This is a genomic window from Burkholderia sp. JPY481 (genome assembly GCF_038900515.1).
Classification (GTDB): Bacteria; Pseudomonadota; Gammaproteobacteria; order Burkholderiales; family Burkholderiaceae; genus Paraburkholderia; species Paraburkholderia youngii.
The window spans coordinates 1-22,827 of record NZ_JAYMRT010000008.1; the positions used below are offsets into that span (position 1 = coordinate 1).

Annotated in this window: 19 protein-coding genes; 2 read left to right on the forward strand and 17 right to left on the reverse strand. The window is 65.0% G+C overall.

Annotation, left to right across the window (positions count from 1 at the left end; genetic code table 11):
- Positions 1–80 precede the first annotated feature (80 nt).
- Complete coding sequence (locus VSR82_RS19845) at positions 81–3,149, forward strand: GAF domain-containing sensor histidine kinase (protein WP_498858003.1); 3,069 nt, start codon at positions 81–83, stop codon at positions 3,147–3,149.
- Here VSR82_RS19845 and VSR82_RS19850 read toward each other — a convergent pair.
- The 9 genes from VSR82_RS19850 to VSR82_RS19890 form a co-directional block, all read right to left on the reverse strand.
- On the reverse strand, positions 3,144–3,836 hold the full coding sequence (locus VSR82_RS19850) for an RNA polymerase sigma factor (RefSeq protein WP_410842364.1): 693 nt from the start codon (positions 3,834–3,836) through the stop codon (positions 3,144–3,146). The two genes, VSR82_RS19845 and VSR82_RS19850, sit on opposite strands and share 6 nt — an antisense overlap.
- Positions 3,833–4,138 (reverse strand): cupredoxin domain-containing protein, encoded by a 306-nt coding sequence (locus VSR82_RS19855; protein WP_429463089.1) that lies wholly within the window; start codon positions 4,136–4,138, stop codon positions 3,833–3,835. Before VSR82_RS19855 ends, VSR82_RS19850 begins: the two co-directional genes overlap by 4 nt.
- A 1-nt stretch (position 4,139) precedes the next feature.
- Positions 4,140–4,676 (reverse strand): DUF4142 domain-containing protein, encoded by a 537-nt coding sequence (locus VSR82_RS19860; protein ID WP_368582489.1) that lies wholly within the window; start codon positions 4,674–4,676, stop codon positions 4,140–4,142.
- Between the two features lie 132 nt (positions 4,677–4,808).
- Positions 4,809–6,227: an FAD-binding oxidoreductase gene (locus tag VSR82_RS19865; protein WP_368624077.1), complete on the reverse strand. Its 1,419-nt coding sequence runs from the start codon at positions 6,225–6,227 to the stop codon at positions 4,809–4,811.
- 17 nt (positions 6,228–6,244) lie between these two features.
- On the reverse strand, positions 6,245–7,504 hold the full coding sequence (locus VSR82_RS19870) for an alpha-hydroxy acid oxidase (RefSeq protein ID WP_410852307.1): 1,260 nt from the start codon (positions 7,502–7,504) through the stop codon (positions 6,245–6,247).
- Positions 7,505–7,564: 60 nt separating this feature from the next.
- A complete protein-coding gene (locus tag VSR82_RS19875) occupies positions 7,565–9,112 on the reverse strand; it encodes a UxaA family hydrolase (RefSeq protein WP_368624076.1) in 1,548 nt (515 codons plus the stop codon).
- Positions 9,113–9,160: 48 nt separating this feature from the next.
- On the reverse strand, positions 9,161–10,441 hold the full coding sequence (locus VSR82_RS19880; RefSeq protein ID WP_429463087.1) for an MFS transporter: 1,281 nt from the start codon (positions 10,439–10,441) through the stop codon (positions 9,161–9,163).
- Positions 10,442–10,560: 119 nt separating this feature from the next.
- Complete coding sequence (locus tag VSR82_RS19885; RefSeq protein WP_368582494.1) at positions 10,561–11,694, reverse strand: mannitol dehydrogenase family protein; 1,134 nt, start codon at positions 11,692–11,694, stop codon at positions 10,561–10,563.
- Between the two features lie 20 nt (positions 11,695–11,714).
- A complete protein-coding gene (locus tag VSR82_RS19890) occupies positions 11,715–12,737 on the reverse strand; it encodes a zinc-binding alcohol dehydrogenase family protein (RefSeq protein ID WP_429463086.1) in 1,023 nt (340 codons plus the stop codon).
- 270 nt (positions 12,738–13,007) lie between these two features.
- Here VSR82_RS19890 and VSR82_RS19895 point away from each other — a divergent pair, with 270 nt between their 5' ends.
- The gene (locus VSR82_RS19895; protein WP_429463085.1) at positions 13,008–13,718 is read left to right on the forward strand and encodes a FadR/GntR family transcriptional regulator; all 711 of its coding nucleotides are present in this window, start codon (positions 13,008–13,010) and stop codon (positions 13,716–13,718) included.
- Positions 13,719–13,815: 97 nt separating this feature from the next.
- On the opposite strand, the gene VSR82_RS19900 is transcribed toward VSR82_RS19895, so the two are convergent.
- From VSR82_RS19900 to VSR82_RS19935, 8 genes are all read right to left on the reverse strand, one after another.
- Positions 13,816–14,736, reverse strand: coding sequence for a LysR substrate-binding domain-containing protein (locus VSR82_RS19900; protein ID WP_429463084.1), 921 nt, complete (start codon positions 14,734–14,736; stop codon positions 13,816–13,818).
- A 74-nt stretch (positions 14,737–14,810) separates the two neighbouring features.
- Entirely contained in the window at positions 14,811–16,058 is a 1,248-nt protein-coding gene (locus VSR82_RS19905) for a metal-dependent hydrolase family protein (protein ID WP_410852329.1), read from the reverse strand.
- A gap of 65 nt (positions 16,059–16,123) precedes the next feature.
- Complete coding sequence (locus VSR82_RS19910; RefSeq protein ID WP_429463082.1) at positions 16,124–17,314, reverse strand: M24 family metallopeptidase; 1,191 nt, start codon at positions 17,312–17,314, stop codon at positions 16,124–16,126.
- A gap of 72 nt (positions 17,315–17,386) precedes the next feature.
- Positions 17,387–18,274, reverse strand: coding sequence for an ABC transporter permease (locus VSR82_RS19915; protein WP_368582500.1), 888 nt, complete (start codon positions 18,272–18,274; stop codon positions 17,387–17,389).
- Between the two features lie 3 nt (positions 18,275–18,277).
- Complete coding sequence (locus VSR82_RS19920; protein ID WP_410852314.1) at positions 18,278–19,339, reverse strand: extracellular solute-binding protein; 1,062 nt, start codon at positions 19,337–19,339, stop codon at positions 18,278–18,280.
- 11 nt (positions 19,340–19,350) lie between these two features.
- Entirely contained in the window at positions 19,351–20,403 is a 1,053-nt protein-coding gene (locus tag VSR82_RS19925) for an ABC transporter ATP-binding protein (RefSeq protein WP_429463081.1), read from the reverse strand.
- Positions 20,404–20,405: 2 nt separating this feature from the next.
- Positions 20,406–21,269 (reverse strand): ABC transporter permease, encoded by an 864-nt coding sequence (locus tag VSR82_RS19930; RefSeq protein ID WP_410852316.1) that lies wholly within the window; start codon positions 21,267–21,269, stop codon positions 20,406–20,408.
- Between the two features lie 261 nt (positions 21,270–21,530).
- Entirely contained in the window at positions 21,531–22,826 is a 1,296-nt protein-coding gene (locus tag VSR82_RS19935; protein WP_429463080.1) for an MFS transporter, read from the reverse strand.
- Between the last annotated feature and the right edge of the window lies 1 nt (position 22,827).

Genomic DNA, 22,827 nt, shown 5'->3' on the forward strand with positions numbered 1-22,827 from the left:
TCGCCGCCGAGACGCGACTTGCGGCGCTATCGAAGCGTGCGACGACCACGCTCGAGCGCGCCCAGGTCACGTTCTGGCAGATGGATGTCTACCTGATGCTCGACCAGAGCGAAAACGCGATCGCCGTTGGCCTCGCCTTCCTTCGTCATGTGGGCATCGAGTGGTCACCCCATCCGGACGACGCGCCCGTGCGCCGCGAATACGAGCGCATCTGGTCACTGCTTGGCGACCGGAGCATCGAGGAACTCATCGATCTTCCGCCGATGGAGAATCCCATCGCGCTGGCAACCGTCGAGGTTCTGACCAAGCTCTTCGCGCCCGCGTTGTTCACGGATGGGAACCTCAATTGCCTGACGATCTGCAAGGCAATCAGTCTCAGCCTCGAACAAGGCAATGCCGATGCGTCGTGCGTGGCCTACGCCCAATTCCCCTGGTTCGCCGGACGGCTTTTCGGCGACTACCAGCCCGGATTCGAATTCGGCCGGCTCGGCTGCAAGCTCGTCGAACGACGCGGCCTCGTACGCTTCGAAGCCCGCACGCATCTCGCGTTCTCCGTTTATGTCGCCCGCTGGGTGCGCCCAGCGCGGCAGACTTGCGGCGACCACTTCCGCCGCATTTTCGACGCCTTGAACAGGACCGGCGACCTGTCGTTCGGCGCATTCGCGTGGTTCCACCTCGTCTCGAACCTGCTTTTCATCGGCGAGCCACTGGCCGACGTGCAACGAGAGGGTGAAACCGGCCTTGCGTATGCCAGCAAATTGCAATTCGGCCTGGCGATTCACTTTATCGAAGACCAGCTTGCGGTCATCCGGACGCTGCGCGGCTTGACGCCGGTATTCGGCTGCCTCGACGACGCGCAGTTCAACGAAGCTCACACAGAACAGCACTATCTGGATCTGAACAAACCGTCGCTGTCGGCCGCCGCATGCTGGTACTGGATCCGGAAGCTCCAGGCGCGCTATCTCGCCGGCGACCACGAGGCGGCCATGGCCGCCGCGTCAGAGGCGCAGCGGCTTCTGTGGACCTCGCACTCGTTCCTCGACGAGGCCGAATATCACTTTTATGCCGCGCTCGCGACGGCTGGACGGCGCGACTCCATCGCGGCTGGCGAGTGGCCGCAGCAGCGGGAAGCATTACTTGCCCACCATAAGCAGCTGCGCGTTTGGGCCGATCTCTGCGCGGAGAACTTCGCAAGTCATGCCGCACTGGTCGGCGCCGAGATCGCGCGCATCGAAGGCCACGTGGCGGAGGCCGAAACGCTCTACGAGCAGGCTATCGATTTGGCGCAGGACAGCGGCTTCGCGCATATCGAGGCACTGGCGAGCGAACTCGCGTCGCGCTTTTATGCGGCCCGCGGTCGTCGAAGAATTGCGCGCATGTATATGCAGGACGCCCGCTATGGCTATCTGCGTTGGGGCGCCATCGGCAAGGCGCGTCAACTCGAGGAACAGTACCCATACCTGAGAACCGAAGAGACGGTGCCCGGACCGACCAATACGATGGCGGCAACCATCGAGCACCTGGAGCTGGCGAAAGTGATCAAGGTGTCGCAGGCGGCGTCAGGCGAAATCCACCTGGAAAAGCTGATCGGGATGGTCATGCGCACGGCCATCGAACAGGCGGGCGCCGAACGGGGTCTGCTGATCCTGTCGGATGCGGGCGAGCATCGGATTGCCGCGGAAGCCACCACCGCCGGCGACGCGGTCCATGTGCAGCTATCGGACGCGCCGCTCAACTCAGCGGTGTTGCCGGAGTCGATCATCAACCAGGTCTTGCGTACGCGCGAGAACATTTTCCTCGACGATGCCGCATCGGATCCGATGGCCGATCCGGACCCTTACGTCCGTCAGCATCGCGCACGTTCCATTCTGTGCCTGCCGCTGATGAATGGCGCCAAGCTGATGGGCGTGCTCTACCTCGAGAACAATCTCACTGCCCGCGTGTTCAGCCCCGCGCGGATCGCCGTGCTGAAGCTCGTGGCCTCGCAGGCTGCCATTTCGCTCGAAAATGCCCGCTTGTATCGCGACGTCGCGCAACGCGAAGCAAAGATCCGACGCCTCGTCGACGCCAATCTCATTGGGATCGTCATCTGGGGCCTGGACGGACGACTCATCGACGCCAACGATTCCTTTCTCGACATGCTCCAGTACGACCGTGAGGATTTGCGGAAAGGGCTGCGATGGTACGACATGACGCCCCCCGAATGGCAACAACGTGTGCCGCGCGAGTTCGAAGAGCTTGCGGCGACCGGCGCCATGCAACCCTGCGAAAAGGAGTTCTACAGGAAAGACGGCAGCCGGGTACCCGTCCTGATCGGCGGCGCGGCATTCGAGGATGAGCCGAACCAGGGGGTGGCTTACATTCTCGATCTGAGCGCGCAGAAGCAGGCGGAAAAGAAAATCCGTGACAGCGAAGAGCGCTATCGCGACGTGCAGGCCGAACTGGCGCATGCGAATCGCGTCGCGACGATGGGGCAGCTCGCCGCGTCGATCGCTCACGAACTCAGTCAGCCCGTTACCGCGACGGTGGCCAACGCGGAGGCCGCATTGCGATGGCTGGCCCGCGAGCCCGCCGACCTCGGCGAAGCGAGGCGTGCGCTCGATCGTATCGTCAGGGACACCAATCGCGCCGGAGACGTGCTCGGCCGGATCCGGCAAATGGTCAGGAAGGCGCCACGGAAACAGGAGCCGGTAGATATCAACGAGGCGATCCGCGAGATCACCGAACTGGTCCAGGGAGAAGCAAGGAAGAGTGGCGCCAGGCTGGAGATCCAACTCGCGGAAGATTTGCCGTCCATCGAAGGCGACCGGGTGGAATTGCAGCAGGTGCTGCTCAACCTGATCATCAATGCATTGGAGGCAACGAGCAGTCTGGAGGGGACTCGGCACGTGCAGGTCAGCACGGGCGAGGCGGACGGTGCCGGCGTGGTCGTGACCGTGCGCGACTCGGGACCGGGCTTCGGTCCGAACGGTCCGGAACACGCGTTCAGCGCGTTTTACACGACCAAAGCGACGGGCTTGGGCATGGGACTTTCAATCTGCCGTTCGATTATCGACGCCCATGGCGGCCGGTTATGGGTGAGTGAATCCACGCCGCGCGGCGCGGCGGTTCAGTTCACGGTGCCCCTGCACGCGTCGCCAATGCTATGACTCGCCACCGGATATTTTCCCGAGGACGCTCGCAACGATGCGATCGCACTGCGCCCCGCCGAATTCGAACACGTCGCGCTCGGCGAGATCGAGAGCCTGAGCGAGCGACTCGCGCAACATGCTGCGCGCGCGGAAATGCCGGCTCCGTACCGTCGCTTCTGGAATGTTCAGACACTGCGCGGTCTCCTCGACGCTCATTTCCTCGATCGCGCGCAGCACGAATACGACGCGAAACGGCTCGGGCAATTCATCGAGTTTGCGTTCGAGCAGCGCGCGCACTTGCGAACGCGCAAGCGCCCGGTCGGGGGCATCGTCGTCGTGTGTGGTCATTGCATCGTCAGGTTCGATGTATTCGGGTGCGTCCACGATCGGAATCACATTCTGACGCCGCGCCGAGCGCCGTAATCGCGCGAAGCATTCGTTGAGCACCAGCCGTGACAGCCACGTGAACAATTGCGACTCACCGCGAAACTGGCTGATCGATCGGTACGCGTGCAGATACGCATCCTGTAGCGCATCTTCCGCCTCGGCGTCGTTGCGCAAGGTCGCGCGCGCCATGCGATAGAGCCGGCGGTTATGCCTTCGCATCAGCAGTTCGAACGCGTCACGGTCACCCGCGGCGATGCGGCGCGCGATGCCGAGGTCGTCTTCAGTGGACTCGACAGGCAGATTCATCATCGCTTTCATCGTACGTTCAGAACCGCGTGCATCGTCGGATGCAGCGTGCACGAATACGTGTAGCGTCCCCCCTTGGTCGCCACGTAACTCCACGATGCATCCGGCGCGATGTCATGCGAATCGAACGCTTTCGCATCAGCGGTCGCGGTGTGCGGAAACAGGTCCTTGTTGATCCACACCACGCGATCACCGCGCGCGACCGTCAACGCGGCCGGATTGAACCGCATCTGTTCGATCACGACGACGTACGTCGCCGCCATCGCATCGACGTGCAACACCAGCACGCCCATCAGACAAACGAGCCGGCGCATCTCACGCACCGCTCTTTGCCAGTTCCGCCTGCACGTGGCGCGCATGTTCGAGATGCGCGACGAAGGCCGGCCGCACCTTCACGAGCAGCGCCTTCAGTTCCTCGTTCTTCGCGCTCGGAATGAGCGTCTTGTCGAGCGCGTCGATCACGTTTTCATGATAGGTGACCTCGTGATCGATATAGGCCTTATCGAAGCTGGCACCCGAAAGTGTCTTCAGTTTGGCGATGTTCTGGTCGCCGCCCTGCTTGAGGTTCTGACTCGTCGGATTGTCCTCGGGGGTCACGTTGAGCTTCTTCACGAGATCCGTCGCGGCCTTGTTGACGCCGGTGTGATCGGTGACCATTTGCTGCGCGAACGCCTTCACGTCCTTCGATTTCGTTTTGGATTCCGCGAGCTTGCCCGCGTCGATATCGACCTGATTTGCGGTCACGACGATCGCGGCAATCTGCGGATCGCTCGGCCCGGCGCCTTGCGCGCTGGACGCGATGCTCGCTAACGCGAGCGTTGCCGCCAGCACTGTGTGGATGATGAGCTTCATCTGACATCTCCCCATATTCCGTTGCGGATATGGGATTGGATGTCACGTCGGAGAAGCGCGTTCCCGATCGGCCAGGAACGCGCCCGGAATGCGCGCGCCACGTTGCCGCGTGACGCGCAAAACCACCGCACACTACATCGCGATCACCTTGCCGGGGTTCAGGATATTGTGCGGATCGAGCGCAAGCTTGATCGCCTTCATCGCCGCGAGTTCGGCCGGCGAGCGCGACATGCCGAGCACGCCCAGCTTTTCCTCGCCGATCCCATGCTCGGCCGATACGGAGCCGCCCATTTCCCCGGTGAGTTCATAAACGACGCGCTTGACCTCGTCGATGTCCGCGTCGGTCCAGCCCGGTTCCTGCGCCACCACGTGCAGATTGCCGTCGCCGAGATGCCCGTACACGAGGATCGTCGCTTGCGGCCAGCGCGCGCGCAGCCGCTCGTCGCAACGCTGCGCCGCATCGCCCGCCTGCGCAACCGCGAAGCTGATGTCGAACGAGATGCGTCCCGGGATCAGGCGCGGATATTCGGCCGGCGCGTCGCGAATCGCCCAGAACGCCGCGGCGTCCGCGTCCGATTGCGCGAGCGCGGCATCGGAGATCACGCCCGCGTCGAGCATGTCGGCGAGAAAGTCCTCGAACGCCGCCGACTGCCGCTCCGGGTCCGCGCCGCAAGTCTCGAGCAATACGTAGTAAGCGTGATCGCTGCCGAGCGGCACGCGCAGTTCGGGCAGGCGTTCCCGCACGAAATCGCAATAGCTGGGCCACATGACTTCGAACGCGGACACGCCGGCCGGCAGCCGTTCCTGCGCGCGGCCGAGCAGCGTGGTTACCGCCTCGTAATCCGGCATGCCGCACCATGCGGTCGAGATTGCGCGCGGTTTGGCGCGCAGGCGCAGCACCGCGCGCGTGATGACCCCGAGCGTGCCTTCGCTGCCGGTCAGCAGGTTGCGCAGGTCATAGCCGGTATTGTTCTTGATCATCTTGCGCTCGCCGCCGATCACGCTGCCGTCGGCGAGCACCGCTTCGACGTCGAGCACCTGGTCGCGCATCATGCCGTAGCGGATCACGCGATTGCCGCCCGCATTGGTCGCGATGTTGCCGCCGATCGTGCAACTGCCGCGCGCGCCGAGGTCGAGCGCGAACATGAAGCCGGCGTGATCGGCCGCTTCCTGCACCACCTGCAGCGGCGTGCCCGCGAACACGGTGATCGTCGCGCTGACCGGATCGATGTCGATGACGCCGGTCATCCGCTCGACGCTCAGCGCAACCTCGCCGCCGAGCACGCAGGCGCCGCCAGCATGCCCGGTCATGCCGCCTTGCGTGACGACCGGCTGGCGGAATTGATGACAGATCCTGAGCGCGGTGGCGACTTCTTCGGTCGTGCGCGGGCGGATCAGCGCGATCGGATCGGTCGATGGCGTGCCGCTCCAGTCGGCGAACTGCCGCCCGCCAAATTCGGCCGGCAGACTCACGATGTCCGCGCCGAGCGCTTCGCGCAGCGCGGCGACGGCTTCGTTACCGCGGGTCGCGACGTTCGGTTCTTGCTGCATCAGATATCTCCAGTTCGTCAGACGGACAAAGCCGCTGCACGCGCCTGCACGGTTTGCGTTTGCGCTTGCGATTGCGATTGCACGCGCGGCAGCGGCGCCTGCTGCCCTGGCCAACGCAGATAACTACGGTCCAGCCCGGCGATATCGCAGCAACCGAGCAAGCCGAGCGCCCGGTCGATCTCGGTCTGCAGAATCTCGATGGCCCGCTCAGCGCCCGGCTGACCGCCCGCGCTCAGACCATAGGTGGTCGCGCGTCCGAGCAATACCGCATCGGCGCCCAGCGCGACCGCCTTCAGGATCTCGGAGCCGCGGCGAAATCCGCCGTCGAGCATCACGCACAGCTTACCCCCAACCTGCTCGACGACTTCGGGCAGCACGTCCATCGCCGATACCGCGCTGTCGAGTTGCCGCCCGCCGTGGTTCGACAGCACGATGCCGTCGACGCCGGCCTCCAGCGCCTTCAGCGCATCGGGCGCACCCAGCACGCCTTTGACGATCAGCCGACGCGGCCACAGATCGCGCAGCCAGCGGATATCGTCCCACGACAACGACGGGTCGAGTTCGCGGCCCAGTGTGATCGTCGCGCCCTTCACGCTGTCCTGCCCCGGCGGCAGCAGGTCGCCGAGATTGGCGAAGCGCGGCATGCCGTTCGGCCACAGCACGTTGGCCATCCAGCTCGGATGGCGCAGCACGTCGAACTTGTTGCGCCAGTCGAGTTTCAGCGGCTCGATGTAGTTGCGCAGGTCCCATTCGCGTTTGCCGAACACCGCGCTGTCGGTCGTGACGACCAGCGCCTCGATGCCCGCGGCGTTCGCGCGCCGCGCCAGCTTCGCGAGAGATTCGCGCGTGCGGTACATGTAGACCTGCATCCACACGCGACCGCCCGCGCGCTGCACGACGTCCTCCAGCGAGATCGTCGACACGTTGCTCAGCACGAACGGAATGCCGGCCGCTGCCGCCGCACTGGCCAGCTTGACGTCGCCTTCGCGAAACATCAGGCCGCTATAGCCGGTCGGGCCGATCATGAACGGCGACGCGCTGCGCTCGCCGAACAGCGTCACGCTCTGATTGCGCTTTTCGACGTTCACCAGCGTGCGCGGCAGAAAAGCGATTTCGCGGAACACGTCGCGGTTGCGCCGCAGTGTGGCTTCGTCTTCGGCGCCGCCCTCGACATACTCGAAACAGAAATTCGGCAGACGCTTGCGGGCCATCGCGCGCAGATCATCGATGCTGTGCGCGCGCTTCACGTCGCGGCCTGAATAAAGGCGGCGTTCCAATTACATCCTCCAGTGCGTGATTTATTCGCTTGTTTGCTTGTGTCGCTGCAATGCAGCCGTTCAGGTCACCACGCCGACTTGCCACGGCACGAACTCGCTCTGCCCGTAGCCATGCAGCTCGCTCTTGGTGCGCGTACCCGACGCGCAGTCGAGCATCATGCGGAAGATCGCTTCGCCGAGTTCATCGATGCTCGCGCTGCCGTCGATCACCCCGCCGCAATTGATATCGATGTCGTCCTGCTGGCGCTCCCACAACGCGGTGTTGGTCGCCAGCTTCAACGACGGCGACGGCGCGCAGCCGTAAGCGGAGCCGCGCCCGGTCGTGAAGCAGATCAGGTTCGCGCCCGAGGCGACCTGTCCCGTCGCGGAAACCGGGTCGTAGCCGGGTGAATCCATGAACACGAAGCCCTTCGCGGCGATCGGTTGAGCGTATTCGTAGACGTCGACCAGATTCGTCGTGCCGCCCTTCGCGACCGCGCCGAGCGATTTTTCGAGGATCGTCGTCAGACCGCCCACCTTGTTGCCCGCCGATGGGTTGTTGTCCATCGCGCCGCCGTTGCGCGCGCAGTAGTCCTGCCACCACGCGATGCGCGCGAGCAGTTTGTCGCCGACCGCCGCGCTCACCGCGCGGCGCGTCAGCAGATGTTCCGCGCCGTAGATTTCCGGCGTTTCCGACAGGATCGCGGTACCGCCATGCCGCACGAGCCGATCCACCGCGGCGCCGAGCGCCGGATTCGCGGAGATGCCCGAGTAGCCGTCCGAGCCGCCGCATTGCAGACCAACGCACAGATGCGAGGCCGGCACCGGCACGCGCTGCACGCGATTCGCGTCGGCGAGCATCTCGCGCACCATCGCGATACCGCGTTCGATCGTCTTGCGCGTGCCGCCGCTGTCCTGGATCGTGAAGCTGCGCAGCTTCGTCGTGCTGGCGTCGAGGCCGCCCGCCGCGAGCACGCCGTCGATCTGATTCGTCTCGCAGCCCAGCCCGACGAACAGCACCGACGCGAAGTTCGGATGCACCGCGTAGCCGGCGAGCGTGCGACGCAGAATCGCAATGCCCTCGCCTTGCATGTCGATGCCGCAGCCGAGCCCGTGCGTCAGAGCGATCACACCGTCGACGTTCGGATAGTCGGCGAGCGCGTCGGGACGCACGTCGCGCCGGAAATGATCGGCAATCGCGCGCGCAACCGTCGCCGAGCAGTTCACACTGGTCAGAATGCCGATGTAATTGCGCGTCGCGATGCGGCCGTCGTCGCGACGAATCCCCATGAAATGCGCGGGTTCATCGACGTAGACGGTCGGCTGCGCATCGGCGCCGAACGCGTGCTCGCGCGCGAACTCGGACATGCCGAGATTGTGCGTATGAACATGCTGGCCGCGCGCGATCGCCTCGCGCGCTACGCCGATGATCTGGTTGTAGCGCTTGACCGGCTCGCCGCGCGCGATGTCGCGCGTCGCGATCTTGTGCCCCGGTGGAATCAGCCCGGCGACCACCAGTTGTTCCGCGTCGATGCGCGTGCCCGGCAGCAACTGCCGGGTCGCGATGATGACGTCGTCGGCGGGATGCAGGCGAATGATCGGGCACGCGCGGCTAGCTTGAGTCGACATGAAAAGCCTCGAAGACAGGGTTATCGGTAAGCGTTCAAACAGAATACGTCAGATCGTGGAGCCCACGCCCTTGGGCAGATCGCGGCTGTCCGATTCCAGCGACAGCGGCTCGATGCGTCCCACGATGAAAAGATAGCTGAACGCGCCAAGGAAGCAGAAGCCGCCCGCGACGACGAGCGGAATCGTGAACGAGCCCTTCGACATCGCCACCATCACGCCGGTGAACGTGGTGATCACGATCCCCGCCAGATTCGACGCGAAGTTCTGGATGCCGCCGATCGACGCGACGTGGCGCGGCGTCGGCGCGACGTCGCCGGGCAGCGACCAGATGCTCGCCGCGGCGAACGCGAGGCTGCCGTACGCGATGCCGAAGAACGCGAGCATCAGATACGTGTTCTCCGTGAACGCCGACAACGTGATCACCGACGACAGCAGCATGCCGCCGACCATGCAGGTCTTGCGCGCGGCCGTCAGGCTCCAGCCGCGCCGGAACAGCGCGTCGGACACGAAGCCGCCGAGCCAGCCGCCCGGAATCGCGATCAACGCCGGAATCATGCCGAGCGTGCCGAGCGATTTCAGCGAGAAGCCACGGGTCTCAACGAGGTAGCTCGGAAACCACGTAATGAAGAAATAGATCACGAAGTTCAGGCAGAAGAAGCCGAGCATCATGCCCCACAGCGTGCGGTGGCGAAACAGCGACGCCCATGTCACCTTCTCCGCGCTCACCTGAGCCGCGGGAGTCGCCTCGAGTGCAACGGCCATCTCGTCTTGCACCGGATTGCGATAGATCACGAACCAGCCGACGATCCAGACCGCGCCGAGCAAGCCGGTAAGAACAAAAGCCGCCTTCCAGCCGAGCGTGCTGATGATCAGCGCAACCACGGGAATCGACAGTGCCGAGCCGACCCGCGAGCCGCTATCGAAGATGCTCGTCGCGAGCGCACGTTCCTTGGGCTGGAACCATTGGCTCACGAGCTTCGTGCAGGACGGATACGCACCCGCCTCGCCGACGCCGAGCAACAGGCGGCAGCCGAACATGCCCGCGACGCTGGTCGTGACCGCGGTCGCCGCGGTAAACATCGACCACCAGCCGACCGCGAGCGGCAGCGCGATGCGCGCGCCAACTCGATCGACGAACCAGCCGAACGGCATCTGCATGAACGCGTAGGTCCAGAAGAAGCCGCTCAGGATGAAGCCCATCTCGGCGGGGCCGATGCCGAGCGCCTTTTCGATTTGCGGCGCGGCGACCGCGAGATTCGCACGATCGATGTAATTCACCGCGATCGCGAGAAAGCACAGAAAAATCACTACCCAACGCATTTTCTTCATGAAACTGTCTCCTGCTAGCCAGGCTAAGCCTATGTTTAGATGAACCTTGCGACCTCGTGAGCCGCCGGTGTACTGCGGGGTCGACGACCCGATTTACTGCGGAGTTGCGGCCCGCGCCTTTAGCCGCGTTGCACGCACGCGGCAAGCGCCGCGTTCAGACGCGGTTGCTCGACACGCACGTCGAGCTCGCGCGCGAGTTCGATCACCGGCCTGAAGCGCCGCTCTTTCTTTTGCTCGTGATTGCGCGCGATGTCGGCGAGGCGATGATCGAGGAACGGGTTTTCGAAGCGCTCGCGCACGTCATCGAGATAGGCGCGCGCGTCGCTGCCCTGACCGAGCGCATCGAAGACCGGCAGGACCTCGTCGCGCCACAGCGATTCGAGATCGGCGCGCAACAGCGGATCGCGCATCGCGTGCAGCACGTTCTCGTCGGGATCGCGCGCGTCGGCCTGCCAGCGCTCGGCGAGCCACGTATGCCCGAGGTTCAGCAGCAGCAGCTTCAGGCGTTCGTAGTGCAACAGATCGTCGGTGACGATCATCGCTTCGTGCTCGCACGGCAGCACCATGCCGGCACGCCGCTCGATCGCCCACAACGCGTAGGGTTCGGCAATCGCGCCGACCGGCCGGATCGGCTCGGATACGATGCGGTCCACCAGCGAATTGACCCAGACGCAGGTGTGCTCGATGTAGCGCACGAACTCGGTCCCGGCGCCCCACTCGCGCGCGATATCGGCGACGAGACCACGCAGCGTGTCGCCGTTGCCCGATACGAGTTCGCATGGCAGCAGCGTCAGCGGCGCGGCGCCGGCATTGAAGCGCGCGTGCAGCAGCACCACGAGCTTCGCCGCGAATCCGCGCGGCACGCTCTTGTCGTTGTGCAATAGCTCGGCGGTGTCTTCGGCGAAACACTCGTAGCCTCGATCGCCGGTGTTAGAGATCACCACGCGCGCGTCGCGCGCAAAGCGCTCCACCACCGTCGGCCAATCGGTATTCGCGTTCAATGCCTCGCTGATCGCATGACAATGCGTGGTCGTATCGATCACCGCTTCGCGGCGCAGACCGCGAATGCGCACCTCGTACTGCCGGTGCGCGCGTAACGCGTCGATGCGCGCGAGGCTCTCGGGGTTGGCCGTCGTCTGCACGACGGTCACGTGTCCCAGCGCGCGGCCCGCGTCGAGCGCCGCCGATACGAACAGATCCGCGTGCGCCTGCAGAAAGCGACTCGTGCCGAATTGAAGAATCGGGTTGCCCATCGTCCGTTGTCCCCGCTCGCTCAACAGGCCACCAGCGCCTTGATGACGCCGGCATCCGGTTTCAGCAGCTTGGGGAATTCGCCCGGCAGATTGGCGAGTTCGACCACGTGCGTATTGAGCGCGGCCGTCGGAATCTTGCCGGCGCGCATCGCTTCGAGCACCGTTTCGAAGTCGGCGACGGTCGCATTGCGGCTCGCGAGCAAGGTCGTCTCGCGCTTGTGCAACTCCGGATCGGCAAACGAAATGCGCTCGCTGACGATCGACACCAGCACGTACTTGCCGCCATGCGCGACGAACTGCAGCCCGCGCTCCATCGCCTTCACGTTGCCGGTCGCGTCGAACACCACGTCGAAGAACTCGTTGTCGGTCAGCGCCGCGAGTTGGGCGGCATCGGTCGCGGCGTCGGTGGTGTCGAGCAGCACCGTGTGATCCGCCTGCAATGCGCCCGCGCACACGGACAGACGGTCCGCGCGGCCGTCGAGCACGCTGACCTCGCCGCCGCGCAGCTTCGCAAAGATCGTCGCGGCCATGCCGATCGGCCCAGCCCCGACTATCAGCACACGCTGCCCGGCTTGCACGTCGGCGCGCGCGACCGCGTGTGCGCCGATCGCCAGGAATTCGAGCATCGCGGCCTGGTCGAGCGTCACGCCGTCGGCCTTGAAGACGAACGCCTGCGGCACCGCGAGGTACTCGGTCATGCCGCCGTCGGTATGGACGCCGAGCACGCGGATGTTCACGCAGCAGTTGCCCTTGCCCGCGCGGCAGGCCACGCAGCGCCCGCACGACAGATATGGCATCACGTACACCTGGTCGCCGGCCGCGACGCGCGCACCGGCCGGCGCCGCTTCGACGATGCCGGCAAGCTCGTGCCCCATCACGCGCGGATACGACAGATACGGCTGATTGCCGGTGAAGATATGGAAGTCGGTGCCGCAGATGCCGACTCGCCGGATGCGGATCAGCACATCGTCAGGGCCGGCGTCCGGCATCGCGCGTTCAGCTAGCGCGAGCTGGCCGGGTTGTTCGCAAATGACTGTCTTCATCGTCGTGGAGGAATGGATCGGGTATCGGGGAGTGGAGCGACCCGCAGGTCTACTCGTTTGACGCCTGCGTGGCGTCGATCTGGCCTTACCAATTTGCAAAATTAACCGCACGTGCGATACTGGTCAAGCCAATTTGCACGGAGTTGGGGGAAACCCCGAACGCTGTCAGCGCGCCGCCGGGCGCGCGCGATTTGCGCGCAGGGCGCTTCGATCTACAATCGGCGCTCGCCTTATCGGGCTTGCAGAAGCTCCATTGCCGGGAATCGTTTCGTGAACACCAAACCTGCCGACACTCGCCGCTTATATCTTCAGATCGCGGAAAAATTGCGCGATCTGATCGCTCAGCCGGAGTTCGCGCCGAACGGCCGCCTGCCGCCCGAGCGCGCGCTGGCGGAGACGCTCGGCGTATCGCGGCCGTCGGTGCGCGAGGCTCTGGTCGCGCTCGAACTGGAAGGGCTCGTCGAGATTCGCATGGGCTCGGGCGTCTATCTGTGCACGACGCCGCCCGCGCAGCGTGATGCGTCGCTGTCGCAGGCCGAACTCGGCGATAGCCTGCTCGACATCCTCGGCGCGCGCTGCCTGATCGAAGGCTCGATCATCGCGAGCGTCGCACCGTTCTGCAAACCGAAAGACCTGAAAATGCTGCGCGCGATCTACAACGAGATGGAGCGCGAAGTGAAGGCCGGCAGAATTCCGGTCGCGGCCGATCGCGCGTTCCATCTCGCGATCGCGCAGATGTCCGGCAACGAAGTGCTGGTGCGCACCGTCAGCTCGCTATTCGATGCGCGGCATAGTCCGCTGTCGGAGAAGCTGCGCGGCCACTTCGAAAACGAAACGACGTGGGGCGCCGTGCCCGAAGAACATCTGGTGATTCTGGAAGCGCTGGAAGCGCATGATCCGCTGCAGGCGCAGGCGGCGATGCAGCGCCACTTGAAGCTGTCGTTGGAGCGGGTGATTACCGGCGGGCAGCGCACGACTTAGGCGCCGCTGCCGGGATATGACGAAGTCCGGCCTCGGTGGCCCGATCTGTATTTGATTGGATAGCTTGTGAGCGACGCTGCCGTGAAGCGGCAATAGGTCAACTCGCGGCGGCCAAACGCGCATTCACGGCCGCCAGCACTTCTTCGAGCGTCTCCTCCATTACCTTCGACAAATCGTCGAGATGCGGAGCCGGTGCGGCGCCACGTGGCGTGATCTTCAGCGTATAGAAAGGCATCGCGTGCTCGAAGCGGCGCAGGATCAGATTCGAGTCGAGAAAGTCGTACGCCGACACCGGATGCAGCAAACCGATGCCAAGACCTTCCTTGACCATCGTCGCGATGTTGACCGAATACGGCGCGATCGCCACCACCTGCGATTGCAGCTGACCGGTCGCGAGCACCTGATCCATGCCCCAGCGCACGAGGTCGGGCAAGTCGTACGACACGATCGGCTGATTCCGCAGATCGGCCACCTTGATGACCTTGTGCTTGCCGAGCGGATGACCGGCCGGCAACGCGCAGATCGCATCGAGCTGCGCGAACGCGGTCGAATCGGTGCCGGTCACGTCGACCGTATTCGTGACGAGGCCGAGCGCGAGTTGGCGCGACACCACCTGATCGCGAATCAGCGACGACGCCCCGGTCGTCAACGCAATCTGCACGGCCGGATGCCGGCGATGAAAGTTCGCGACCACGCGCGCGAAGTAGCCGAGCCCGAACGACACGACCGAACCCACGCGAATCACCGCGGTCGACGGATTGCGCAAGCTCAGCGCGAACTCGCGGATGTTGTTCAGCCCCGCATAACGCCGCTCGACTTCCTCGAACAGCGCCAACGCTTCGACGGTCGGTTCGAGCCGTCCGCGGCTGCGATCGAACAGCGTCAGACTGGTCAAACGCTCCAGGTCGGTAATCAGACGGCTGATGCCCGACTGCGAAGTGCCGATGACCTGCGCGGCGCGGGTCGTCGTGCGGGTGAGCATCAGCGCCCTGAATGCGTCGATGTGCCGAAAGTCCATCCGTTCTCTCCGGATTGCATGGGCCGCCGGCGCCCCCCGCTGTCAACCGCGCTCGCACGGCAGCGCTGCGCATGTCACGCCGGCAAATCAAAGGCATGGATTTTACCGGCCTTCATCACGACCGGAATGCGCTCGCCCTGCCCCAGCAGACAGTCGAGCGACGCAAGCGGATTGCCGTCGACAACCAGCATGTCGGCGTGCGCGCCTGCCGTGATCTGCCCGAGCTGCCCGACCTGGCCGAGCACCTGCGCGCCGACCACCGTCGCGCTACGCAGGATCTCGAGCGGCGACAGCACTTCGCTGCGCAGGCGGAATTCATCGCTTTGCAGACGCTGCGATTCGCCGAGCAGATCGCTGCCGAAGCCCATCGGCACCCCTGCCGAGCGGAAGATTTCGAGCGAATGCAAGCCCGCCTGACGCACGCTCTCGATCTTCGCAACGCTGTCTGCCGGCAGGCCGAGCGCTTCGCCTTCGTTCGCGAGCGCGTCGTAGGTGACGAGCGTCGGCACCGCGAACGCGCCGTGCTCGGCCATCACGCGCGCCGCCGCTTCGTCGACCAGATTGCCGTGCTCGATCGTGCGGACCCCGCAGCGGACCGCGCGCGCGATCGCCTCGGCCGTATACGCATGCGCGAGCACGTAGGTGCCGCGCGCCCGCGCCTCGTCGACGATCGCCCTGATCTCGTCTTCCGAATAGCCCCATGCGCCGACCGGATCGGTGGGCGACGCGACACCGCCCGAGGCCATGATCTTGATCTGGTCGGCGCCCATCTGCAGCTCTTCACGCACCGCGCGACGCACGGCATCGACGCCGTCGGCGACACGCGATATCGCGCCGACGCGCGCGCAACACGCGCATGGACTATCGGTGCCGATGTAGTCGCTGCGGCCGCGCATGTCGCCGTGTCCGCCGGTCTGGCTGATCGCGCGGCCCGACACGAAGAGCCGCGGACCTTCGGCGAGCCCCTGTTCCAAAGCCTGCTTGAGCGCGAAGCCCGCGCCGCCCGCATCGCGCACCGTCGTAAAGCCGCGTCTGAGCATGCCTTGCAACAGCGGCAACGACTTCAGCGTGACCAGCACGTTCGGCAGGTTCACCTGTGCCGCGAGATTGAGCTGCGTCGCGTGCACGTGCACGTGCAGATCGATCAGGCCAGGCATCAGCGTCTTGCCGCGCACGTCGATTTCGCGCGCGGACGTGATACGGATCGGCCGATCCGAGACTTCCTTGATGCGTCCGTTTTCCACCAGCACCGCGTGGTCGTCGCGCAACTCGCCGGCAACCGGATCGAGCAGCGCGCAGTGCGAGAACAGAATCGACTCCATCATCTCTCCTCCCGGTTCACAGCCGGGTCCTCTTCAACGTTGAAGGGTGTCGCGAGCCGCGCGACTCAATCGATGGTCGCGTGCGCGAGCGTGCGCGGGGTCTTCGTCAGCAGCTCGGGGGTGGGGCCGGTCACGACCGAATCGTCGAGCCGGAAGCCGCCGAGGCCGTACACATAGATGCCAGGCTCCGCCGAGTAGACTTCGTTGTCGAGCAGCGCGCGGTGATTGAATGCCATGTCGTCCGGATACTCGTGACCGATGATGCCCATGCCATGCCCGGTGCGATGCCGGATGTACTTCGCGCAGCCGGCCTGCTCGATCACAGCCTGCGCGGCCGCGTCGATACCCGAAACGGGCTGGCCGGTGACGGCCGCCGCGACCGCCGCCTCGTTGGCCGCGCGCGCGACCTCATGAAAACGCGCCTGCTCGGCGCTCGGCTTGCCGCAGAACCACGTGCGCTCGTTCTCGATCACGAGACCGTTCAAACGCGGAATCACGATATTGACGAGACCGTCGCCCGCCTTGATCTTCGCGCCGCACGACGCCCCGTCGCCATGCGGCGACGCCGATGCCGGTCCCGACAGGGTCCAGCAACGCATCACTTCGAGGTTCTCGCCGGGAAAGCGGCGTGCGCCTTCGGTCACCATCAGCGCGGCCATCTGATAGTCGAGTTCCTGCACGAGCCGTCCGGGGCGGATGTTCTCGCGATATTGGTCCTGCACCCAATCGGCGAGACTCGCGGCTGCCCGCATCACGGTGATCTCCTCCAGGTGCTTGACCCAGCGCAACGAGCGCAGCTCGGCGAGCATCGGCAGAAACTTCGCGTCCGGCAACAGCGACGCCGCACGGCCGAGCGGACCACCCGCGGCCTCGACGCCGATTCGCGATGCGCCAAGCCCGGCGGCGCGCAAACGCGCGGCGATCAGCTCCGGGACTTCCGCGAGCAGCGGCTGCCGCTCGACCACGCGCGGATGCTCGGAATAGAACGAGATATCGTCGAGCCACAGATGCCCGCGCTCGCGCGCCATCATCGCGTGATGCGTCGACAGCTCGTTCATGATCGCAAACGGCTCGCCCGACAGCGGCACGCACACCGCGATCGGCCGCTCCCAGGTCTGCACGTCGACATGGAAATTGGTCGCAAACTGGAAGAAGTCGGCGGACGTGAAGATCAGTGCATCGACCCGCTGACGTTCCATCAGCTTTTGCATCAGGTCGTGACGGTAAGCGCGAGTCTTTTCGGTGAGGGTCGGCATCTGTGATTCCTTCAGAAAGTCAATTGAAGAGAGGCGCATCCCACACACGAGCCCGCGGCGCGCCCTGCCAGTTCAGGTCATCATCGTCTTCGCGTAGCGGCGCTGGATGATCCAGTGCGACAACAGCGCCAGCGCAAACGTGACGACCATCGATACGAGCGACAGCACGGCCCCGAACGGCCAGTTGTTGGCCTTGGCGATCTGGTCGTAGATCGCCGGCGTCATCATCGTGATGCCGGTGCCGCCGAGCAGAACCGGTGTCGCGTATGCGTTCATGCACAGAATGAACACGAGCATCGTGCCGGCCGCGACGCCGGGCGCAGCGATCGGCAACACGACGCGCGCAAGCGTCTGGGCGAAGCTCGCGCCGAGATTGCGCGCAGCTTCCTCGATCGAAAAATCGAGGCCTTCGAGTACGCTCTGCAACGTCAGGATCATGTACGGCAACACCACGGCGGTGGTGCCGGCCACCACCGCGAACGGCGTATACAGCAGCCGCACCGGTTGATCGACGACGCCGAGCGCGATCAGCGTCGCATTGACGAAACCCGCGTTGCCAAGCATGACCATCCAACCCGCCGCGCGCACGACGTTGCCGACCAGCAGCGGAAACACCAGCAGCATCACCAGCTGGCTCTTGTAGCGGCTCTGCGTTTTAGCGAGCACATAGGCGACCGGAAAACCGAGCACGAGCGACAGCGCCGTGCACAGCGCGGCCACCTTGATCGTGGTCCACAGCACCGCGTGGTAGTACGGATCGGTCAGAAACTGGACGTAGTTCTCGAGCGTGAACGCCGCCTGCATCATCTGGACCGAGTCGAAATGATTGAAGCTGTAGCGCACCAGTTGCACGCCTGGCAGCACGATCACGAATAGCACGACCAACACTGCAGGCGTTGCGAGCAGGCCCCCGGTGAAGTCGCGGCGCCGCGGCGCGGCGTTCAGTGCGCTCGTCGTCATGGTTCAAAGTCCCGGCTTGAATTCCTTGTTCCAGAAGTCGAGCAGCGCCGGTTTTTCCGCGGTGAAGCGCGCGTAGTCGACTTTCACCAGACGATCGAGTTCGGCATTGGTGAAGCCGACGCTCTGTTGCAGCGTCGGCGGCAAGGCCGCATCGGTGACGGTCGGCGCATAGCCCATCGTCTCGGCGAAGCCGACCTGCGCGCGTGCATCCAGCATCGCGTTCAGGTAGTTGAAGCCGCACGCACGCGATGGGGCATTCTTCGCCACGGCGGCTTCGAACGTGACCGGCACGCCGCCCTCTTTCGGGAATACGTAGTCGACCGGCACGCCGCCTTTTTTCCACTGCAACGCGCGCGCTTTCCACATGCAGGTCATCCAGATTTCGCCGCTTTTCAGCGCCGCCGCGACCGCTTCGTTCGACGGATAGACCTTCGGCTGCTGCTTGCGCACCTCGCGCAGAAACTGGATGCCGGCCGTCGTGTCGCCATTGTGCTGACCGGCCGCGAGTGAGGACTGCAGCACGTTGAAGTTGTACAGAATGTCGGAAAAGCCCACCCGTCCCTTCAGTTTCGGATCAAGCGCGACCGCGAACGAGTCCGGCTTCGCCTGAAACTTCTCCGGGTTATAGACGATCACCATCGCACTGAAGATGTGCGGAATCGAATACGGGCGGCGCAGCGCTTCGATCGTGCGCGCCGAGTTCGGCACCAGTTTCGTGTCGAGCGGTTCGAGCACGCCCGAACGGTTGACGTCGAACATGTCGATGTCGGCGAGACAGGCGACGTCGAGCGAACCGTGACGCGACATCTTCTCCGCGCGCAGCTTCGTCATGCGGCCGATCTGATCCGCCGAGTCGTAGGTGACGCGACCGCCGGCCGCCGCGATGATCGGCTTGCCGATGTTCTGCTCGAGCAGGTTCAGATAATCGCCGCCCCACGTGCCGACGACGACACTGGGACAAGCGTCGGCTGCCAATGCCGCGCGCGGATCGAAGCCGAGCGTGGGTGCGACGAGCAGACCGGATGCAGCTTTCAGAAACGTGCGGCGCGTGATGGGATGGCTCATTTGATGGTCCTTCAGGCGGAAAAAAGCAGGCAATCTTCGGTTCTGAAGCACGCGTGCAGCGTGTCGCCCGGCGACCATCCGCCGGCACCCGCATGCGCGGTGTTCGGCACGAGCGCGACGAGGCTCTGGCCACGCTCGCTCGTGAGGCGTAATTCGACGGTTGCGCCGAGATAGATCCGGTCGGCGAGCCGTACCGGAATCGATACTTCGCTGTGCTCGGGCGCCGCGGCGAGACGCAGGCGCTCCGGGCGAATGCCGAGGGTGTTGGCCCTGGGCGCGGCGGCGCTCAGCGCGATCTTTTCGCCGTTCGCCGTGATGAACCGGCCGTCGTCGACGTGGCCCGCGAGGAAATTCATGCGCCCCAGAAAGCTCGCGACGAACGGATTCGCGGGCCGCTCGTACAACTCGTCCGCGCTGCCGATCTGCTGCACGCGTCCGTCGTGCATCACGGCGACGCGGTCCGCCATCGCGAGTGCTTCCTCCTGATCGTGCGTGACGAAGATCGTCGTGAGACCGAGACGCTGCTGGAGTGCGCGGATTTCTTCGCGAACCTCGACGCGCAGCTTCGCGTCGAGATTCGACAACGGTTCGTCGAGCAGAAACACGTCGGGCCGGATCGCGAGCGCGCGCGCAATCGCGACGCGCTGCTGCTGCCCACCGGACAACTGCCGCGGATAGCGTTCGGCGAGCGACGTCAGCCGCACCATGTCGAGCGCCTCGCGAATGCGCGTGTCGCGCTCGGCTTTTGGCACGCGCCGCATTTCCAGACCGAACGCGACGTTCTGCGCGACGGTCATGTGCGGAAACAACGCATAGCGCTGAAACACCATGCCTGTATTGCGCTTGTCGGGCGCGAGCCGCGTGACCTCGGTATTGCCGATCCAGATTTCGCCGTCGCTCGGCTCGACGAAGCCCGCCACCATGCGCAGCGTCGTCGTCTTGCCGCAGCCGCTCGGGCCGAGGAAAGCGACCAGCTCGCCCTCGGCGATATCGAACGACACGTCGGCGACCGCGGTCGTCGCACCGTACTGCTTGCGCAGATTGCGCAGGGATACCTGAGCCATATTCAGATCACCTTGCCGAGCTTCACGAATCGATCGGTGATCAGCATCACGATGCCGAGCAGCACGATCTGCGCGGCCGATACCGCCGCGATGGTTGGGTCGAGATTGAATTCGAGGTACTGCATGATCGCGATCGGCAACGTCGTCTTGCCGGGGCCGACGAGCGGCAAGGTCATCTCGAGGTTCTCGAACGAGACGATGAAGCCGAACAGCGTGGACGCGACGATCGCCGGCCGCAGCATCGGCAACGTGACGCGCCACAGCGTGCGCCACGCGCCGGCGCCGAGATTGCGCGCCGCCTCCTCGACGGTGGTGTCGATCTGGCTCAGGCTCGCGGTGACGAGCCGGATCGTCCATGGGATCGTCAGGCAGATATGCGCGAGCAGCAGGCCGCCGAAGGTGCCGACGATGTCGGTATCGAGCGCATTTTCGGCGCGCAGATAGAACAGATAAGTCGCAATGCCGGCGACGATGCCAGGCACGACTAGTGGGAGCAGCAGCGTGTTGCCGACGAGGCGCCGCCCAGGAAACCGGTAGCGCGCCAGTGCGAGCGAGGCGGCCACGCCGAGCACCACGCCGCCGAGCGCCGCGCCCGCCGCGAGCTTCAGCGACAGCACGAAGCCATTCGCGAACGCGTCGTTACGCCATGCATTGACGTACCACGACAGCGTGTAGCCGGATGGCGGAAACGTGATGATCGCGTCCTTGAAGAAGCTCAGCCAGATCACGAAGATCAGCGGGCTCAGCATGAACAGATAGATGAGCGCGACGCCCGCCCTGACGAACCATTTCGCCGGGGCCAGACGTGGGCGGGACAAAGCGTGCGCGGAGACGATGCTGCTACGTTCGATCGGAACCTGCGTCACCGCGCTTTCTCCCTGGTCAGGATTACACGTTGGGGTGTGTCCGGCGGGGTGGCGACCTCAGGCCATCCCAGTTCCGCCTCGGCCGGCTGCAATGTAAATTTGCATAGCCTTGCGAACTGCGATTCACAGTAGCATGAATAAAATAAGGAGCAAAGCGGGTTCGGCCAGACGCGCGCTGGGGTTTACGCGGGCGCTGGGCCGCCTAGGGATGGGGTGTTTTCGCCGCAATGGCAAACCTGTCGAGCGTCGACGCGGCTCGTATCAGCGCGCCGCCTCGGCCCGTACGCTGCGCGATTTCACGCGCCAGTTTGCGAGCGCGCCGAGCGCCATCAGCACGCTGGTGCCGAGAAACACCGCGCGCATGCCGACGTGTCCGCCGACGAAACCGCCCAGCAGCGGGCCGGCCACCTGCCCCGCGTACTGCGACGACACCGAGTAGCCGAGAATCGCACCAGTCACGCTCGCCGGCACGTTGTGGCGGATCACACTCGCGATGCACGGCAACAGGCCGCCGAGTGCGATCCCCATCAGGAAACGCAGCACGATCAGTTGCCAGCTCGCGGTGACGAACGCCTGCGGCACGAGCAACACCGCCGATACCGCGAGGCAGCCGACGATCACGTTCCAGTGCCCGACGCGATCGGCGAACCTGCCGAGGCGCGACGACGAGATCACGCTGCCGAGCGCCGCGCCGGACATGACGAAGCCCGCGACCATCGTCACGCTTTGAGGCTTCGTGAGCTGGGCGACGTAGACGGTGATGATCGGTTCGATCGACATGTTCGCGACCATCAGCAGCAGGCCGGTGGCAAGCATCGCGATGGCTGGCCGCTTGTCGTCGACCGAGGCCCACGCGCCCTTCTTCGACGCGCTGTCCGCGCGCTTGCGGACGGGCTGCTCGCGAATCAGAACCGCGGTCGCGAGAAAGGCGACGAAGATCGCCGCGCCCGAGGCCCAGAAGGTCGCGCGGATGCCGATCAACGGCGGCAAAAAGCCGCCGATCAGCGGGCCGACAAGGTTCCCCGCCATGATCCCCGACGACAGCACGCCGAGCGCCCAGCCCGAACGCGCCTTCGGCGTCTGCGTCGCGACGAGGATCATCGAGCCCGACGCATAGCCGCCGAGCAGCCCGGCGAGCAGCCGCAACGCAACCAGTTGCCAGGCCGAGTGCGCCATACCGATCAGCGACATCGCGACCGCCATGCCGAGGCTCGAGCGGATCAGCATCAGCTTGCGGCCGTAGAGGTCCGCGAGCTTGCCCCACAGCGGCGCGACGAGCGCGGCGCTGAAAAAGGTCGCGCCGAATGCGGCGCCGGACCATTGCACGATCGCCGCATGATCCTTCACGCCGAGCTGTTCGACGTAGAGCGGCAGGAATGGCAGCAGCAGCGTCATCGCGACGATGGTCGTAAACGAGCCGAACACGCACACGCACAGGTTGCGCTGCCAATGCGCGGCGGCTTCATCGCCGGCCGCCGGGGCGGCCTTGGCAGCCGCCGTGGCCTGCGCCTGCGGCGGCACCGGTTCGGCCGATGGTATGTCGAGCTTGCGATTCATC

Coding starts and splice junctions, on each gene's coding strand:
- VSR82_RS19845 (WP_498858003.1), top strand. CDS start 81: ATGGATGTCTACCTGATGCTCGACCAGAGCGAAAACGCGATCGCCGTT.
- VSR82_RS19850 (WP_410842364.1), bottom strand. CDS start 3,836: ATGAAAGCGATGATGAATCTGCCTGTCGAGTCCACTGAAGACGACCTC.
- VSR82_RS19910 (WP_429463082.1), bottom strand. CDS start 17,314: ATGCCGACCCTCACCGAAAAGACTCGCGCTTACCGTCACGACCTGATG.
- VSR82_RS19860 (WP_368582489.1), bottom strand. CDS start 4,676: ATGAAGCTCATCATCCACACAGTGCTGGCGGCAACGCTCGCGTTAGCG.
- VSR82_RS19935 (WP_429463080.1), bottom strand. CDS start 22,826: ATGAATCGCAAGCTCGACATACCATCGGCCGAACCGGTGCCGCCGCAG.
- VSR82_RS19890 (WP_429463086.1), bottom strand. CDS start 12,737: ATGAAGACAGTCATTTGCGAACAACCCGGCCAGCTCGCGCTAGCTGAA.
- VSR82_RS19875 (WP_368624076.1), bottom strand. CDS start 9,112: ATGTCGACTCAAGCTAGCCGCGCGTGCCCGATCATTCGCCTGCATCCC.
- VSR82_RS19920 (WP_410852314.1), bottom strand. CDS start 19,339: ATGAGCCATCCCATCACGCGCCGCACGTTTCTGAAAGCTGCATCCGGT.
- VSR82_RS19855 (WP_429463089.1), bottom strand. CDS start 4,138: ATGCGCCGGCTCGTTTGTCTGATGGGCGTGCTGGTGTTGCACGTCGAT.
- VSR82_RS19905 (WP_410852329.1), bottom strand. CDS start 16,058: ATGGAGTCGATTCTGTTCTCGCACTGCGCGCTGCTCGATCCGGTTGCC.
- VSR82_RS19900 (WP_429463084.1), bottom strand. CDS start 14,736: ATGGACTTTCGGCACATCGACGCATTCAGGGCGCTGATGCTCACCCGC.
- VSR82_RS19925 (WP_429463081.1), bottom strand. CDS start 20,403: ATGGCTCAGGTATCCCTGCGCAATCTGCGCAAGCAGTACGGTGCGACG.
- VSR82_RS19915 (WP_368582500.1), bottom strand. CDS start 18,274: ATGACGACGAGCGCACTGAACGCCGCGCCGCGGCGCCGCGACTTCACC.
- VSR82_RS19885 (WP_368582494.1), bottom strand. CDS start 11,694: ATGGGCAACCCGATTCTTCAATTCGGCACGAGTCGCTTTCTGCAGGCG.
- VSR82_RS19880 (WP_429463087.1), bottom strand. CDS start 10,441: ATGAAGAAAATGCGTTGGGTAGTGATTTTTCTGTGCTTTCTCGCGATC.
- VSR82_RS19865 (WP_368624077.1), bottom strand. CDS start 6,227: ATGCAGCAAGAACCGAACGTCGCGACCCGCGGTAACGAAGCCGTCGCC.